Here is a 15,402-nt window from a genome sequence, read left to right on the forward strand (position 1 = left end):
GTAACAGGATAAGCGCGTGGTCAGCCGGTGGTGGTCACGTTGTGGCTTCAGCCCCAGCCGAGCTCGTGCAGCCGGGCGTCGTCGATGCCGAAGTGGTGGCCCAGCTCGTGCACGACGGTGATGAGGACCTCCTCGACGACCTCGTCCTCGTCTTCGCACATCGACAGGATCGGCTGCCGGTAGATCGAGATCCGGTCGGGCAGCACCCCGCCGTACGACGACGTCCGCTCGGTCAGCGCGATCCCGTGGTAGAGCCCGAGGATGTCCGGCGCCTCCTCGTTGAACTCCTCGACCAGCACGACGACGTTGTCCATCGCCCGCGCGAACTCGGCGGGCACCTCGTCCAGTGCTTCCGAGACCAGTTCCTCGAACCGCTCCCGGCTCATCTCGACGGGCATCAGCCGTTCGTCTTCGACGAAGGCGGGGCGGAGCTCGACGTCGCCGGGCCGCCGCCGCCGTCGGAAGGCGGGCCGTCCGGGGGCGGGCCCCCGTCCGGGCCGCCCGGAGTGGCCTTGACGCTGCCGGTGACCGCCTGCAGGCCGCTCTTGTCCGGCAGGAGCGCGGCCACCTTGCAGTTGACCTTGGTCGAACCGGCGTCCCAGCTCTCCTGCTCCCGCAGGTCCCAGGTCAGGATCAGCTTCTTCGCGTCGAGGTCGGCGCCGTCGGTGTAGGTCGCCGCCTGCTTGGTGCACTCGGTGTCGAGCCAGGCCTTCTGGTCGTCCTGCTTCGGGTAGGTGTCCTTGAACTTCGACTTGAGGTCGAGGGTCGCGATGATCTCGTAGGAGTGCGGCTTCGCGCAGTCGATCGGGTCGCCGACGCCCTTGCCCTGCAGCGCGAGGCAGGTGCCCGGCTCGAAGACGAGCGACTGGTCCTGCTCCTTCGCCGGCCCGGTGGTCGGCAGCAGCCTGCCGCCCGGGCCCGCCCACTGCAGGCCGCACCGCAGCTGGCGGTCGCCGTCGTCCCACTGCGACGGCGTCGGGCGCAGCAGGTTCGTCGTCAGCTTCCCGTACGGGTCGAGGTTGTGCCCGAGGTAGGGCTTCACGTCCGAGGTGCACTTCTGCTGCGCGATCTGCTGCCACTGCTCCAGCGACGGCACCGGCGCGCCCTCCGGGTACTGGGCGCCGATGTCGACGAGCGCGGTCACCTCGAACAGGTGCGGCTGGGTGCAGGCCACCTTGCGCGCGTCGCTCGCGTCCGGGTTGTCCCAGGTCAGGCAGCTGCCGGGGGGTGAGTGGAAGGCCTCCTCGGCCTGGGCCGAGAGCTTGCCCGTCCCGCCGCCGGCCCCGCCGGCGAAGCCGCCGCTGCCGCTGAACAGGACGCTGAGCGCGAGCGCGATGAGCGCGCCCGCGAAGATCCCGCCCATCACGACGCGGGTGCGCAGCGTCTGCGTGGCGGTGGGGAACCGATCGGCGCTGGGAGACATCGCAGTCCATGATGCCCGCGCCGCGCATGACGTGCGCGATCCGGGTGGTTAGGGTGGTCACGGTTTCGCGGTGGCCGGTGATTACGGAGCGCACATGACGCAGGACAGCAATACTGGGGACCAGCCGCCCCCCGAGCCGCCGAAGCGCGGTTCGATGAGGTTCCAGGACTCGAACACCCGTCCCAAGCAGCCCTCGCTCGCCGAGCAGCGCGCGCGGCAGCAGGCGCTGGCGCAGGAGGAGCGGGACGAGGAACTCGCCCGCCAGTCCGACGCCAAGGCGGCGACCCGGCGCAAGATCCTCATCGGCAGCGGGGTCACGGTCGGGCTCGTCGGCCTGGTCGCGACGTTCTACTCGGTCGCCAAGACCGAGAACGTCACGGCGGTCTGCACCGACTCGAACGGCGTCGTCCAGAACGACGACTACTGCGACGACACGTACGTGACCAGCCACGGCGGCTACCACAGCGGCGGGTTCCTGTTCCTGCCGATCCCGGGTGGCGGCTACAACAGCTACCGCTACAACTACGGCGGCAGCGGCGTCATCGGCCAGCACGTCACCGGCGGCTCCTACGACCCGCCGTCGTCGCGCACCAACGTCACGACGAAGACCGGCAAGTCCGTCCAGCGCGGCGGGTTCGGCATCAGCGGCAAGAGCGGCAGCACCGGGGGCACCGGCGGCAGCGGCAAGAGCGGGGGATCGTAGGTGTACCGGGACCGGCGGGAGCCGCGGCGCGACTGGCAGCGGATCGTCGAAGAGCAGGGGCTCGTCTACGGCACGCCGGCCCGCGACGCGAGCGGCCGCATGCGGCCGTACTGGGACGAGTCGGTGCACTACGTCTTCGACATGGACGAGGTCCTGTCGCTCGAGGCGGACGTCGAGCTGCTGCACTCGATGTGCCTGGAGGCCGTCGACAACGTCGTGACGACCGAGGGCTACCAGCGGTTCGGCATCCCCGAGTGGGTCTGGCCGCACATCGCCGAGTCGTGGAAGCGGCAGGACCCGCACGTCTACGGCCGGTTCGACCTGCGCTACGACGGCAAGTCGCCGGCCAAGCTGCTGGAGTACAACGCGGACACGCCCACCACGCTGCTGGAGGCGTCGCTGCTGCAGTGGCACTGGAAGACCGACGTCTTCCCGGACGACGACCAGTGGAACTCGATCCACGAGAAGCTCGTCGAGCGGTGGACCCAGCTCCAGGACAAGCTGCCGTCGAACGAGCTGCACTTCACCTGGTCGGCGGCGGACCCGAGTGGCGAGGACAACGTCACCACGGCGTACCTGCAGGAGACCGCGGCCGAGGCCGGCCTCGACACGGTCGGCCTGGCGATCGAGGAGATCGGCTGGGACCCGGTGCTCAAGCGGTTCGTCGACCTCGAAGAGTCGCAGATGGCGACCGTGCTGAAGCTGTACCCGTGGGAGTGGGTGGTCGACGAGGAGTTCGGCCGCCACGCCGTCGAGTCGCTGCCGCGGACGCTGTGGATCGAGCCGCTCTGGAAGATGATCCTCTCCAACAAGACGCTGCTGGCGATCCTGTGGGAGAACTACCCGGGTCACCCGAACCTGCTGCCCGCGTTCGCCGACGACCTCGGCCTGCTCACCGAGTACGTCCGCAAGCCGAAGCTGGGCCGCGAAGGCGCGAACGTCCAGATCGTCGCGACCGGCTACGAGACCCAGACCGACGGCGTCTACGGCGCCGAAGGGTTCGTCTACCAGGCGTTCGACCCGCTGCCCGAGTTCGACGGCTACCGGCCGGCGCTCGGCGCGTGGATCGTCGGGGATAGCTCCGCCGGCCTGGGGATCCGGGAGACCGGCGGCCTGGTCACCGACGACGGTGCCGCATTTGTCCCACATCGCATCCCCGAAGCGTGATACAACACCGTCGCTGATCAGCCCTTTCTCCTGGGAGACAATTCGTGAACACGACCCTTGCGCTGTCCGACACGTTCGGCTCCGACCTCGTGCGGGGGATCGGCGCGATCCTGCTGTACGGCGTCGTCGGCCTGCTGCTGATGTTCGCCGGCTTCTACGCGATCGACTGGACCACGCCGGGCAAGCTGTCGAAGCTCGTGACGCAGGGCCTGCCGAACGCGGTGATCGTGACCGCGTCCGGGATGCTCTCGATGGCGTTCATCGTCGTCGTGGCCATCTTCAACTCGGCGAGCGACCTGACCGAAGGCCTGATCACGTCGCTGGTCTACGGCCTGCTCGGGATCGTCGTCCAGGTCATCGCGGTCCGGCTCCTGGAGTGGGCGACCCGCATCGACGTGGCGTCGACCATCGAGAGCGAGAAGTTCGCCCCGGTGAGCATCGTCGTCGCGGCGGCGCACATCGGCCTGGGCCTCGTGGTGGCGGTCGGCATCTCCTGAGCGTGGCCACGCTCGTCCGTTCGCACTAGCGTGGGGTTCGTGCGCCTGCTGAGGACACCGGACGACCGGTTCACGGACCTGCCCGACTTCCCCTTCGAGCCCAAGTACGTCGAGCTCGACGACCCCCACGGCGGCGTGATCAGAGTCGGTTACGTGGAGGCGGGCCCGGCCGACGGCCCGGTCGTCCTCCTGCTGCACGGCGAGCCCAGCTGGTCGTACCTGTACCGCAAGATGCTCCCGGTCCTGGCGGCCGCGGGCTTGCGCGCGATCGCCCCGGACCTGGTCGGCTTCGGCCGGTCGGACAAGCCGGGTGACCTGACGGACCACACGTACGCGCGCCACGTGGAGTGGATGCGCGGGTTCGCGTTCGACGCGCTGGACCTGAAGGACGTGACGCTGGTCGGCCAGGACTGGGGCGGCCTGATCGGGCTGCGGCTGGTCGCGGAGAACCCATCCCGGTTCTCGCGGGTGGTCGCGGCCAACACGGGCCTGCCCACGGGCGACGTCGACATGCCGGCGGTGTGGCACTCGTTCCGCGAAGCCGTGCAGAAGGCCCCGGTGCTCGACATAGCGAGGTTCATCCAGTCGGGCTGCAAGTCGTCGCTGTCGGAGGAGGAGCGGGCGGCGTACGACGCCCCGTTCCCGAACGAGATGTACAAGGCAGGCCCACGCGCGATGCCGGGCCTGGTGCCGTACCGCCCGGACGACCCGGCGTCGGAGGCGAACAGGGCGGCCTGGAAGACGCTGACGGAGCTGGAGATCCCGTTCCTGGTGGCATTTTCCGACGGAGACCCGATAACGGGCGGAATGGGCCCGATCCTGAAGCGCGCGATGCCCGGCGCTGCGGGTCTGGACCACCCTGTCATCGCGGGCGCGGGGCACTTCCTGCAGGAGGACAAGGGCGAGGAGCTGGCCCAGCACGTGGCAAGGTTCGCCAGGGGCTGAGCCAGCGAAACGGGCAGCCGGCAGAGCAGAACGACCACGAGGTCGGACCCGACTCAGCCGCGGCAGAAGGGCTTTTGCCCCTGCCGCTGGAAAAGACAAAAGACTGTCCTCGCCGGACGGGCAGGCTCCGGGATGACCGGGGCTTTCCGAGTCCTGTCACCTTTGAGAGGTGGGTCGCTGGGTGGTCATCCCGTCGCCTGAACGAGGCCTATCACTTTGAGCCGGGCCCGCAAGCCTGGCATGCTCTCTCGCCTTGGTCTTTTGGTTGCGGGCCCGGCTCAAAGTGATTTTTGCGGCCTCAGGCGACGGGATGACCACCCAGCTTCTTCTGGTTCAAAGCGCCGCGTGCGTTGCCTTCAGTGCTTCCACCAGGATTTCCAGGCCCTCCTGGGCCTCCTCCTGTGTCAGCGTCATCGGTGGGCCCAGGCGTAGGACGTTTCCGTGCAGTCCGCCCTTGCCGATCAGGAGGCCGCGCTTCTTCGTCTCCTCCAGCATTCTTGCCGCCGCCGGGACGTTTGGCTCCGTTGTTCCCGGCTTGATCAGCTCCACACCGATCATCAGGCCCTTGCCGCGCACCTCCGCCACGATCGGCGACTCGGCCGCGCGCAACCCCGACAGCAGCTGCTCGCCCCGGGCCGCGCAGTTGGCCTGCAGGTCGTGGTCCTTGATGTAGTCCAGTACCGCCGTTGCGCCCGCCATCGATACCGGGTTGCCGCCGAACGTCGAGAACGACTGGGCCTGGAAGCAGTCCAGGACGTCGCCGCGGGCCACCACGCCGCCCACCGCCAGGCCGTTTCCGAGCCCCTTCGCGAACGTCATCATGTCCGGTGTCACCCCGTGGGCCTCGATGCCCCAGAAGTGCTCGCCCGTGCGGCCCCAGCCCGTCTGGACCTCGTCCGAGATGAACAGCACCCCGTACTCGTCCAGGACCTCCTTCATCGCCCGGAACAGGCCGTCCGGTGGGAGGCTGAAGCCGCCCACCCCCTGGATCGGCTCCGCGATCAGGCACGCCACGTCGCCCGCCGTCGCCGTGTCCAGGACGTCCACCAGGTCCGCCACGCACGCCTTGATGTAGTCCGCGTCCGACAGGTCGCGGAACGGGCTTCGGTAGCGGTAGCCGCCGTGGACGTAGTTGACCTTCACCGGGCTCAGTGCCGAGGCCGACCAGCCGCGGTTGCCCGTGATCGCCACCGTGCCGAACGAGCGCCCGTGGTAGCTGTTGCGCATCGCCAGCACCTGGTTGCTGCGCCGGAACTGCGTCGCCAGCATCAGCGCCGTGTCGTTGGCCTCGCTGCCCGAGTTCGTGAAGAACACCTTCGCGTCCGGGATGCCCGACAGCTTCGCGATCCGCTCGGCCAGCTCGACCTGGGAGCGGATCAGGTACAGCGTCGAGGTGTGCAGGATGCCCGTGTCGAGCTGCTTGCGGACCGCGTCGCCGATCTCCGCGACGTCGTAGCCCATCGAGTTGGTCAGCACGCCGGCGAAGAAGTCGAGGTAGGTGCGCCCCTGGGAGTCCGTCATCCGCCGGTCGTGGGCGTGCACGATCTCGATCGGCTCTTCGTAGAGCAGGGACATCCAGGACGGCATGACAGCGCGGTGCCGGGCGAGCAGCTCATCGGTCATCGGGGCGCCTCCTCGGTGTTTCCTCGGAGTATGAGGACGCCGTGAACAGCGCTTCAACGATCAGACTGTCGGGATAACCCAGTAGGGACGCACAGTCTGTACGGACTACCCTCTGTCTTCGTGATTGACCCCAGGACTCTGCGCGAAGACCCGGAAGCCGTGCGCGCGTCGCAGCGCGCCCGTGGTGAAGACGAGGGAGTGGTCGACAAGCTGCTCTCCCTCGACACCCGGCGCCGGTCTTCGATCGCGGCCGCCGACAAGCTGCGCAACGAGCAGAAGCTCCTGGGCAAGCAGATCCCGAAGGCGCCGCCGGAGGAGAAGCAGCAGCTCCTGGCCACGGCCAAGGAGCTCGCCGCGCAGGTCAAGGCCGCCGAGGCGGAGCAGAACACCGCGTCGGAGGAGTTCGACACGCTCTTCCGGACCGTGCCGAACCTCGTCCACCCGAGCGCGCCCGTCGGCGGCGAAGACGACTTCGCCGTGCTCAAGCACGTCGGCGAGCCGACGAAGTTCGACTTCACCCCGAAGGACCACCTCGAGCTGCTCGAAGCGCTCGGCGGGGTCGACATGGAGCGCGGCGCGAAGGTCTCGGGCTCGCGGTTCTACTTCCTCACCGGCGTCGGCGCGCAGCTGCAGCTCGGCCTGCTCAACATGGCCATCGCGCAGGCGCTCGAGAACGGCTTCACGCCGATGATCACGCCGTCGCTGGTGCGCCCGGAGATCATGGCCGGCACCGGCTTCCTCGGGCAGCACTCGAGCGAGATCTACCACCTCGAGGAAGACGACCTGTACCTCGTCGGGACGTCGGAGGTGCCGCTCGCCGGCTTCCACGCCGACGAGATCCTGGACCTGAACGACGGCCCGAACCGCTACGCGGGCTGGTCGTCGTGCTACCGCCGCGAGGCCGGCTCGTACGGCAAGGACACCCGCGGCATCATCCGCGTCCACCAGTTCGACAAGGTGGAGATGTTCGTCTACGCCAAGCCGGAGGACGCCGAGGCGGAGCACGACCGGCTGCTCGGCTGGGAAGAGCAGATGCTCGCCAAGATCGAGGTGCCCTACCGGGTCATCGACACCGCGACCGGTGACCTCGGCACGTCCGCGCACCGCAAGTTCGACTGCGAGGCGTGGATCCCGACCCAGGACACCTACCGCGAGCTGACCTCGACGTCGAACTGCACGACGTTCCAGGCCCGCCGCCTCTCGGTCCGCTACCGCGACGAGAACGGCAAGCCGCAGATCGCCGCGACCCTCAACGGCACGCTGGCCACCACCCGGTGGATCGTCGCGATCGTCGAGAACCACCAGCAGGAGGACGGCTCGGTCCGCGTGCCGGAGGCGCTGCGCCCGTTCGTCGGCGGCAAGGAAGTCCTCACGCCTCGCTGATTTGGGCGGATCCCCGGTGCTGCTCCGTTCGTCCCAGTAGTGTCCGGGCCGAACGGGAGGATTCATGCGCATGAAGTGGCAGGTCGTGGCGGCGGTGGCGGCCCTGACCGTGGTCTCCGGCTGCTCGGTGGCCGTCAACGGGACGGCCTCGCCGGTGCCGGGTCAGGGCCCGATCGTGACGGACTTCGACGCCTGCACGCTGCTCGACCAGGAGCAGGTCGACGCGCTCGGCTACGAGTCCCCCGGCCGCTCGGTGAAGGAGAACAAGGAGCGGCTGCAGGCGCCAATGTGCCTGTGGAGCACGAAGGACGACATCGACCCGTCGGCCACGCTCAACGTCGGCTACACGACGGACCTGGACTTCAACGAGTACATCGCCGGCGCCGTCCCGAAGTCGCAGCCGCAGCAGCTCGGCGGCTTCACCTGGACGCAGTACCCGTCGATCCTCGCCGACGACTGCGTCTTCTACGCCATCCTCGGTGACCAGTCCTTCGCGTTCGTCAGCGTCTCGGGCCCGGAGCTGGCCAAGTCGTGCGAGCTGGCCAAGACCGTGGTCCCGCAGGTCGCGGCCCACCTGCCCGGCGGGCAGCCCGCGCCGCCGATCACCCCGGCCGGGCCGAAGAAGGCCGAGCCGGGCGGGCCACTGCTGTCGGCCGACCCGTGCGCGATGCTGAAGCCGGAGCAGGTCGCGCAGCTGAAGAACATCTCGCCCACCGGCGAGAAGGACACCTCGTCGACGGTGCCCAACGCGACTTACTGCCTCTGGGACGACACCGACGGCAACGAGGGCCAGAAGGCGTTCGAAGTCTGGTTCGGCCCGAGCACGCCGGTGACCGACTGGCCGGGCGTGAAGGGCGTCACCCCGCTCGAGACCGTCGACGTCGGCGGCAAGAAGTGGGGCATCTACCCGAACCTGGGCGGCCTGCGCGTGACCTGCGGGGCGTTCCTGCCGATCACCGAGACGTCGTCGGTGCAGGTGGTCAGCGGGTTCATCGGTGACGACACCAAGACGTGCGACGTCGTCAAGCAGGGCCTGTCGCTGGTGACGGCGAACCTGCCGGGCTAGTCCTTCGCCACCTGGTCGGCGATGTGGCGCGCGATTTCGAGCGCGCTCGTCGCGGCCGGCGACGGCGCGTTCAGGACGTGCACCTGGTCGCGCGCGGTCTCGATGAGGAAGTCGTCGACGAGCGAGCCGTCGCGGCGCATCGCCTGCGCGCGCACGCCGGAGCCGTGGCGGACGATGTCGTCCGCGGTGACGGCCGGGACGAGCCGGGCGAGGCTCGCGGCGAACCGCTTCTTCGAGAACGAGCGGCGGACCTCGTCGAGGCCGGTCGGGAACGCGTACTTCTTCGCCAGCCGCCAGGCACCGGGAAAGGCCGCGACCTCGGCGACGTCCTTCGCGGAGAAGTCGCGCCAGCGGTAGCCCTCGCGGCGCAGCGCGAGCACGGCGTTCGGGCCGGCGTGGACGCTGCCGTCGAGCATCCGCGTGAGGTGCACGCCGAGGAACGGCAGCGTCGGGTCCGGCACGGGGTAGATCAGGCCCTTGACCAGGCCGCGGCGCTCCGGCTTGAGCTCGTAGTACTCGCCGCGGAACGGCACGATCTTCGCCGACGGCGTCAGCCCGGCCAGCCGCGCGACGCGGTCGGAATGCAGGCCGGCGCAGTTCACGAGCGCGTCGGCCCGGACGACGTCTTCGCCGGTCGCGACCTCGACGCCGCCGTTCGCCCCGGCGCGGATGGCCAGCACGGGACTGTTCAGCCGCAGGTCGACGCCGGCTTCGTCGAGCAGCCGGACGAGCGCGGCGCAGACGCCGGGGAAGTCGATGATCCCGGTGGACTCGACCCGCAACGCGGCGACGCAGGCGACCTCGGGCTCGTACTCGCGCGCTTCGGCGGGGGAGATCTTCTTCGCGGGGACGCCGTTGGCCTCGGCCCGCTCGGCGAGGGTGTTCAGCGCCGGGATCTCCCGCTCGTCGGTGGCGACGACGAGCTTCCCGCAGACCTCGACGGGCACGCCGTACTGCCGCGCGAAGTCCACGATGGACCGGTTGCCGGCGACGGACATCCGCGCCTTGAAGGAGCCGGGCTTGTAGTAGAGCCCGGCGTGCACGACGTTCGAGTTGTGCCCGGTCTGGTGGGCGGCCCAGCGGGGTTCCTTCTCCAGCACGGTGACGTCCAGCCCGCGCCTGGTCAGCTCCCAGGCCACGGCCAGACCGACGATCCCGCCCCCGACGACTACGACGTTGCGCACGATCGACCAGGCTACGCGAGCGGGGAAGGGTCAGTCCGCCAGCCCGGCCGTGGTCAGCGCTTTCTGGGTGTTCATCGCCAGCCCCGCCGCGTAGGCGCGCTCGAAACCGGCCGCGCCCAGCGACTCGACGGCCCGCGTCCGCACCGAGGAGACGTCCGGGTCGTCGACGATCGCCGTGCCACGCACGGTCGCCGCCGTGCCGAGGAGCAGGGCCGCCTGCTCCGGGCGCGACTCCGCCGCGGCGACCCCGGCCAAGCCCTCCAAGGCGAACGCCACGATGTCGCCGGCGTGCCGGCGCCGCCCGGTCAGCAGTGCCTCGCGGTGCAGCCTGGCGGCTTCGGCGGGCCGGCCTTCCAGCACCGAGAGCCAGCCGAGGGAGATCATCGCCGCCGCGCGGACCGATTCCGCCGAGAACGAGCCGGCCGGGCTTTCGGTCAGCGCGCGCTCGCAGAGCTCCCGGGCAGCGGCCAGGTCGCCCGACAACCGTGCGAGCGTCGCCAGGCCGACGTAGGCCGCGGAGCGGGATTCCGGCATTCCGGAGCGGCGGGCCGTGGCCGCGGCCAGCTCGTAGTCCGCGCGGGCACCGGCGCGGTCGCCCGACAGCAGGCGGGCCCACCCGCGGCGGCAGATCAGGTCCGCGACGTCGTCGCGCGCGCCGATCTCGGTCATCAGGCCCAGCGCCTCGTTCATCATCGGCAACGCGGCGGCGTAGTCGCCGCGCCACGCGAGCAGCTGCGACAGGTGGTCCAGCGCCATCGACAGGCCCCACCGCTCACCCAGCTCGCGGAACTGCCTCGCGCCCTCGCGCAGGCCTTCTTCGGCACCGGCCGGATCGCCCGTCATCATCGAGCGCAGGCCCATCCCGGTGGGCAGCAGCGCCCAGCTCCAGGGATCGCCCTGGGCCAGCAGCGCCTCGCCGCGGCCGAGCAGCTGCTCGTCCTCGTCCGGCGGACCGGCGACCACGCCCAGCAGCATCACCAGGATCGGGTGCCGGGGCGCCCAGTCCACGCTCGTCGCGTACCGGTGGACCATCGGCAGGAACTGCTCCAGGGACTCGTCCGGTTGCCCGGACAGCGCGCCGAGCACGCACACCAGGAACTCTTCGACGTACTCCTCGCGCAGCTCCGGCGGGGTCCGGGAGACGACGGCCAGCGACAACCCGGCGCCTTCGAACCGCCGTCCGCGCATCCACCAGTACATCCCCAGCAGCGGCACCAGCCGCAGGGCGAGCACGACGTCGTGCTCGGTCGCCCAGCGCAGCGCGGCCAGGAGGTTGTCGTACTCGGCGTCGATCCGGTCGAGCCACTCAAGCTGCGCCGCGGTCCGCAGCATCGGGTCGGCTTCTTCGGCGAACCGCAGGAAGTACTCGGCGTGCGCCCGGTGGACCGCCTCGGTTTCGCCCGCTTCGGCGAGCTTCTCGGCGCCGAACGCGCGGATCGTCTCCAGCATCCGGAACCGGCCGCCGACGGCTTCGACCAGCGACTTGTCGGCCAGCTCGAACACCAGCCCGTCGTCGGCGCCGCAGACTTCCGCCGCCGCGGCGAGCGTCGCGCCGCCGGGGAACACCGACAGGCGGCGCGCCAGTTCGCGTTCCTCGTCGCCGAGGAGGTCCCAGCTCCACTCGACGACACCGCGCAGCGAGCGGTGCCGCGCCTCGGCCGTCCGGCTGCCGCGGGCGAGCAGCCGGAACCGGTCGTCGAGCCGGGCCGCGATCTCGCCGAGGGCCAGGCTCCGGACGCGGGCCGCGGCCAGCTCCAGCGCCAGCGGCAGGCCGTCGAGGGCCGCGCAGAGGTGCTGGACGTCGCCGACGGTGTCGTCGTCGAGGACGAACGCGGGGTCGCTCGCCGCGGCGCGGTCGGCGAACAGGCGGACAGATGGGTACGTGAGTGCTTCCGCCGCGGGGGTGCCCGGCGGCGGGACGGCCAGCCGCGGCACCGGCGCCAGCTGCTCGCCGGTGATGCCGAGCGGCTCGCGGCTGGTGGCCAGCACCCGCAGCCCCGGGCACGCGGCGAGCAGCCGTCCGGCCAGCCGGGCCGCGACGTCGACGACGTGCTCGCAGTTGTCGAGCACGAGCAGCACCGAGCGGTCGCGCAGCGCCGAGATCAGCCGGTCGGCGGGGTCCTGCGGGCCACCGCGCGAGCTTTCGCGCAGGCCGAGCGCGGCCAGCACCGCCCCGGCGACGCCGTCGCCGCCGTGCGGGGCGAGCTCGACGAACGCGACCGGCCCGGCCTCCGCGGCGGCCGCTTCGACGGCCAGCCGCGTCTTGCCGGTGCCGCCCGGCCCGGTGAGCGTCACGAGCCTGCTGCGGCCCAGCAGGTCCGCCAGCTGCCGCAGCTCGCCGTCGCGGCCGACGAAGCTGGTCAGCTGCGCGGGCAACGCCGGGATCACCGGCTTTTCGGTTTCGCCGCGCAGCACGGCGAGGTGGGCTTCGGCGAGGTCCGGACCAGGGTCGGCACCCAGCTCGTCGGCGAGCGTGCGGCGGGCGTCTTCGAACGCGGCCAGCGCGTCGGCCGGCCGTCCCGCGGCGGTCAGTGCGCGCACCAGCTGCGCCCGCGGGCGTTCCCGCAACGGCTGCGCGGCGACGGTCTCGCGCAGCTCGGCGAGGACGTCGTCGGCCCGTCCCAGCGCCAGCCGGGCCTCGACGTGGTCGTCGGCGGCGTCGGCACGCAGCTCGTCGAGCCGGGCGGCCTGGGCCGCGGCGAACGGCGCGTCCGCCAGGTCCGTGAACGCCGCCCCGCGCCACAACGCCAGCGCTTCACCGAGGACAGTCGCCGCGCGGGCGTGCTCGCCGTTCTTCAGCAGCGCACGGCCTTCGCGTGCAAGGCGTTCGAAGGCGTGAACGTCCACTTCGTCCGGTTCGACGGCCAAGCGGTAGCCCGCCGCGGTGAACTCGACCGGCGCCAGGTCCTTCAACGCCGTCCGCAGCCGCGAGACCTGCGACTGGAGGGCGTTCGCCGCGCCGTCCGGCGGGTACTCGCCGTACATGCCGTCGATCAGCCGCTCGGCCGGGACGAACCGGCCGGCTTCGAGGGCGAGCAGCGCCAGCAGCGTCCGCGACCGCGGGCCGCCCACCGGCACCTGCGTGCCGTCTTCACCCCATGCGGCGACCGCCCCCAAGACCCCGAATCGCATGGGTTCAGCCTAAGACGTGCGCCGACCTGGGGAAGTTGTCACTCCAGAGTGGTCTTCGGCGTGGGGCTGTGAATCACCTGAGTGAGCGTCTATACACTTCGCCGGGTCCCCACGCAATGGGAGAGGTATGTCGACCGACAGTGTTCAAAGCCGCCTCCGCGGGAAAACGTACGTCGGCGGTATTGCCCTCGGAGCGCCGACCGTCGGAGAAGAAGAGCTCGCCGCGGTCGCCGAGGTCTTCAAGTCCGGCTGGCTGGCCGGTGCCGGACCGGCGTGCCGCCGGTTCGAGGAGCGGTTCGCGCAGGTCACCGGCACCGCGCACGCGTTGACGACCGCGAACTGCGGCTCGGCGCTCTTCCTCGGCCTCAAGGTCCTCGGCGTTCAGCCGGGCGACGAGGTCATCGTCGGCGACTACACGTTCCCGGCCACCGGCCACGCCGTCGTGCAGGCCGGCGCGACCCCGGTGTTCGCCGACATCCGCCCGGACATCTTCAGCGCCGACCCCGCCGCGATCGAAGCCCTGATCACGCCGAAGACGGTCGGCATCCTCGTCGTCGACGTCGCCGGCCAGCCCGGTGACTTCGACGAGTACCGGGCGATCGCCGACAAGCACGGCCTCTGGCTCTTCGAGGACGCCGCCTGCGCCGCCGGCGCGACGTACAAGACGCGCCCCGCCGGCAGCCTCGCCGACCTCGCCGCGTTCTCCTTCCACGGCCGCAAGGGCATCACCGCGGGCGAGGGCGGCGCGCTGGTCTCCGACCGCGAGGACCTCATCGCGCACGCCCGCAAGCTGCACACCTACGGCATCGAGCCGGCGATCAGCCGCGAAGGCTCGAACGCGCTGCCGATCCCGGAGTTCCACGAGCTCGGCTACAACTTCCGCATGTCGGACGTCCAGGCCGCGATCATGAACGTCCAGCTCGACCGGCTGCCGGACCTCCTCGCCGCCCGCCGGTCGGTCGCCAAGCGCTACCACGAGGCGTTCGACGACGTCGACGCCTTGACCGTCCCGGTGGAACTGCCCGATCGGGAGCACCCGTGGCAGGCCTACCTGCTCACGGTGGCGCCCGAGATCAGCCGTGACACGCTCGCCCTGCGCATCCGCGAGCAGGGCGTCCAGTGCAACTTCGGCACCTACGCCTCGCACCTGCAGCCGGTCTACGGTCCCCAGGCGCCGCTGCCCGTCTCGGCCGACGCGTTCGCGCGCCAGCTCGCGATCCCCATGCACGCCAACCTCACCGACGCCGAGGTCACCCGCGTCGGCGAGGTCGTGCGCGAAGCCGTGCAGTCCCTGTCCTGAAGCCCCTACCGAGGAGAAATTGGTGTCCGACAAGAAGGTGCTCTTCACCGGGGGCGGTGGGTTCATCGCCGCGCACGTCATCCCGCTGCTGATCGAGGGTGGCTACACGGTCCGGATCTTCGACAACATGACCCGCGGCGACCGCGCCCGCGTCAACGAGTTCGTCGCCACCGGCCAGGTCGAGCTGGTCGAGAAGGACGTCCGCTACGGCGGCGCGGTGCGCGAGGCCATGCGCGGCTGCACGCACGTCATCCACTTCGCCACGGTGTCGATCAACAAGTCGATCGCCGACCCGCACGAGTCGATCGACATCAACATGATCGGCAACCACAACGTGTTCGCCGCGGCCGCGGACGAAGGCGTCGAGCGCCTGGTGTTCGCGTCGACCGCGTCGGTCTACGGCGAGCCGAAGCGGCTGCCGATGCACGAGGACGACGAGCTGCGCCCGCTCACGCCGTACTGCATCTCCAAGCGCGCGGGCGAGGACCTGCTGGGCTTCTACGAGCGCCAGAAGGGCCTGTCCTGGAACGCGCTGCGGTTCTTCAACGTGTACGGCCCGGGCCAGAAGATCGAGGCGTACTACACGTCGGTCATCAACCACTTCATCCAGCGCCTGCGTGCCGGCCAGCCGCCGATCATCGACGGCCGCGGCGACCAGTCGATGGACTTCGTGCACGTCACCGACCTCGCGCGGGCCGTCGTCGCGGCGCTGGAGTCGGAGCGGGCGAACCTGCCGATCAACATCGGCACCGGCATCGACACCTCGATCGCGGCGCTGGCGAAGATCCTCATCGAGGCCGTCGGCGTCGACGTCGAGCCGCTGTTCAACGAGCGTGACGTGCTGGTCTCGCGGCGCGCCGCCGACATCAGCCGGGCCCGCGAGGTGCTGGGCTGGGAGCCGCGGATCACCGTCGAGGACGGCATGCGGGAACTGGTCAAGGAATCGGAGTGAGTGCCACCGCGGGGCCGGCCCGAGGAC

13 protein-coding genes are annotated in these 15,402 nt (G+C 70.6%); 8 read left to right on the top strand and 5 right to left on the bottom strand.

Annotation, left to right across the window (positions count from 1 at the left end; translation table 11 throughout):
• Positions 1 to 47: 47 nt before the first annotated feature.
• Both AB0J40_RS39175 and AB0J40_RS39180 read right to left on the bottom strand, forming a co-directional pair.
• Positions 48 to 398, bottom strand: coding sequence for a metallopeptidase family protein (locus AB0J40_RS39175; protein WP_364464078.1), 351 nt, complete (start codon positions 396 to 398; stop codon positions 48 to 50).
• Complete coding sequence (locus AB0J40_RS39180; RefSeq protein WP_364464081.1) at positions 398 to 1,423, bottom strand: septum formation family protein; 1,026 nt, start codon at positions 1,421 to 1,423, stop codon at positions 398 to 400. Before AB0J40_RS39180 ends, AB0J40_RS39175 begins: the two co-directional genes overlap by 1 nt.
• A gap of 94 nt (positions 1,424 to 1,517) precedes the next feature.
• Between AB0J40_RS39180 and AB0J40_RS39185 the strand changes: the two genes are divergently transcribed.
• Genes AB0J40_RS39185 through AB0J40_RS39200 form a run of 4 tightly spaced genes read left to right on the top strand, consistent with a single transcriptional unit; the run spans position 1,518 to position 4,735 of the window.
• A complete protein-coding gene (locus AB0J40_RS39185; RefSeq protein WP_364464084.1) occupies positions 1,518 to 2,126 on the top strand; it encodes a hypothetical protein in 609 nt (202 codons plus the stop codon).
• Positions 2,127 to 3,293 carry a glutathionylspermidine synthase family protein gene (locus tag AB0J40_RS39190; RefSeq protein WP_364464087.1) on the top strand — a complete coding sequence of 389 codons (1,167 nt, stop codon included), beginning with the start codon at positions 2,127 to 2,129 and terminating at the stop codon, positions 3,291 to 3,293.
• Between the two features lie 44 nt (positions 3,294 to 3,337).
• Complete coding sequence (locus AB0J40_RS39195) at positions 3,338 to 3,790, top strand: DUF350 domain-containing protein (protein ID WP_364464090.1); 453 nt, start codon at positions 3,338 to 3,340, stop codon at positions 3,788 to 3,790.
• Between the two features lie 39 nt (positions 3,791 to 3,829).
• Positions 3,830 to 4,735 (top strand): haloalkane dehalogenase, encoded by a 906-nt coding sequence (locus tag AB0J40_RS39200; RefSeq protein ID WP_364464093.1) that lies wholly within the window; start codon positions 3,830 to 3,832, stop codon positions 4,733 to 4,735.
• 333 nt (positions 4,736 to 5,068) lie between these two features.
• Here the strand turns inward: AB0J40_RS39200 and AB0J40_RS39205 are convergent, their stop codons facing one another.
• Positions 5,069 to 6,358 carry an aspartate aminotransferase family protein gene (locus AB0J40_RS39205; protein WP_364464095.1) on the bottom strand — a complete coding sequence of 430 codons (1,290 nt, stop codon included), beginning with the start codon at positions 6,356 to 6,358 and terminating at the stop codon, positions 5,069 to 5,071.
• Positions 6,359 to 6,478: 120 nt separating this feature from the next.
• Between AB0J40_RS39205 and serS the strand changes: the two genes are divergently transcribed.
• Positions 6,479 to 7,741, top strand: a complete 1,263-nt coding sequence (gene serS / locus AB0J40_RS39210; RefSeq protein WP_364464097.1) for a serine--tRNA ligase — start codon at positions 6,479 to 6,481, stop codon at positions 7,739 to 7,741.
• Between the two features lie 64 nt (positions 7,742 to 7,805).
• On the top strand, positions 7,806 to 8,807 hold the full coding sequence (locus AB0J40_RS39215) for a DUF3558 family protein (protein ID WP_364464100.1): 1,002 nt from the start codon (positions 7,806 to 7,808) through the stop codon (positions 8,805 to 8,807).
• Here the strand turns inward: AB0J40_RS39215 and lhgO are convergent.
• Positions 8,804 to 9,991, bottom strand: a complete 1,188-nt coding sequence (gene lhgO, locus AB0J40_RS39220) for an L-2-hydroxyglutarate oxidase (protein ID WP_364464102.1) — start codon at positions 9,989 to 9,991, stop codon at positions 8,804 to 8,806. The genes AB0J40_RS39215 and lhgO overlap by 4 nt on opposite strands.
• 30 nt (positions 9,992 to 10,021) lie before the next feature.
• The gene (locus AB0J40_RS39225; RefSeq protein WP_364464104.1) at positions 10,022 to 13,123 is read right to left on the bottom strand and encodes a BTAD domain-containing putative transcriptional regulator; all 3,102 of its coding nucleotides are present in this window, start codon (positions 13,121 to 13,123) and stop codon (positions 10,022 to 10,024) included.
• A 127-nt stretch (positions 13,124 to 13,250) separates the two neighbouring features.
• Here AB0J40_RS39225 and AB0J40_RS39230 point away from each other — a divergent pair, with 127 nt between their 5' ends.
• Together AB0J40_RS39230 and AB0J40_RS39235 are read left to right on the top strand one after the other, a co-directional pair.
• Positions 13,251 to 14,423 carry a DegT/DnrJ/EryC1/StrS family aminotransferase gene (locus AB0J40_RS39230; protein WP_364464106.1) on the top strand — a complete coding sequence of 391 codons (1,173 nt, stop codon included), beginning with the start codon at positions 13,251 to 13,253 and terminating at the stop codon, positions 14,421 to 14,423.
• Between the two features lie 22 nt (positions 14,424 to 14,445).
• A complete protein-coding gene (locus tag AB0J40_RS39235; RefSeq protein ID WP_364464108.1) occupies positions 14,446 to 15,375 on the top strand; it encodes an NAD-dependent epimerase/dehydratase family protein in 930 nt (309 codons plus the stop codon).
• The last annotated feature ends 27 nt before the right edge of the window (positions 15,376 to 15,402 follow it).

Source organism: Amycolatopsis sp. NPDC049691, assembly GCF_040675005.1.
GTDB lineage: Bacteria > Actinomycetota > Actinomycetes > Mycobacteriales > Pseudonocardiaceae > Amycolatopsis.

Coding starts and splice junctions, on each gene's coding strand:
- AB0J40_RS39175 (WP_364464078.1), bottom strand. CDS start 398: ATGCCCGTCGAGATGAGCCGGGAGCGGTTCGAGGAACTGGTCTCGGAA.
- AB0J40_RS39180 (WP_364464081.1), bottom strand. CDS start 1,423: ATGTCTCCCAGCGCCGATCGGTTCCCCACCGCCACGCAGACGCTGCGC.
- AB0J40_RS39185 (WP_364464084.1), top strand. CDS start 1,518: ATGACGCAGGACAGCAATACTGGGGACCAGCCGCCCCCCGAGCCGCCG.
- AB0J40_RS39205 (WP_364464095.1), bottom strand. CDS start 6,358: ATGACCGATGAGCTGCTCGCCCGGCACCGCGCTGTCATGCCGTCCTGG.
- AB0J40_RS39215 (WP_364464100.1), top strand. CDS start 7,806: ATGCGCATGAAGTGGCAGGTCGTGGCGGCGGTGGCGGCCCTGACCGTG.
- AB0J40_RS39225 (WP_364464104.1), bottom strand. CDS start 13,123: ATGCGATTCGGGGTCTTGGGGGCGGTCGCCGCATGGGGTGAAGACGGC.
- AB0J40_RS39230 (WP_364464106.1), top strand. CDS start 13,251: ATGTCGACCGACAGTGTTCAAAGCCGCCTCCGCGGGAAAACGTACGTC.